Raw genomic sequence first — 555 nt, 5'->3', positions numbered from 1 at the left:
TATTCACGGCACGTTCCACCATTGCTTTATCTCGGTTATGCGAAACTTCGCATAAGCGGGACAAGGCTATGGTGGAAAAGGCTGTCAACATCGTGTACAGAAACGTTTACGCCCCGCTGCGGCATTTTACCTTCAGTTCGCTGGCCGAGATCAATCATCACTTCCGCCTGCAAACAGACAAGATCAATACGCAACCCTACAAAGGATCCACTTTTAGCAGAACAGATCTCTTTGTTCAGCAGGAGCAATCCCTATTGCGGGAGCTTCCGTCAGAACCCTGCTTATTGAAAAAAGGAACTATCCTGACGGTGCAACGTAACTATCATATCCAGCTCACTGAAGATGGTCTATACTATAGCGTACCCTGGCAGTATACAGGAAAGAAAGTAAAGGTGTGGTATGACCACAAAACTGTAGAGGTCTATTACGATCACCAGCGTATTGCAGTTCATCCCAGAGGCCGTCAGGGGTATAGTACCGTTCGCGATCATATGCCACCCAATCACCAGCAAGCCAAAGCAGCCAATGGCTGGAGCCAGGAGGAGCTTTTGAGTA

At 48.1% G+C, this 555-nt stretch carries 1 protein-coding gene; it reads left to right on the top strand.

From position 1 onward, the window contains the following. Window positions 1-92 precede the first annotated feature (92 nt). Window positions 93-555, top strand: a 463-nt coding sequence (locus tag A4R26_RS12985; RefSeq protein WP_439330559.1) for a Mu transposase domain-containing protein, incomplete at its 3' end; no start/stop codon positions are given.

The organism is Niastella populi, assembly GCF_002078015.1.
Taxonomy (GTDB): domain Bacteria; phylum Bacteroidota; class Bacteroidia; order Chitinophagales; family Chitinophagaceae; genus Niastella; species Niastella populi.
The sequence above is the reverse complement of the archived record's forward strand: the minus strand, read 5'-3'. Positions and strand labels throughout refer to the sequence as shown.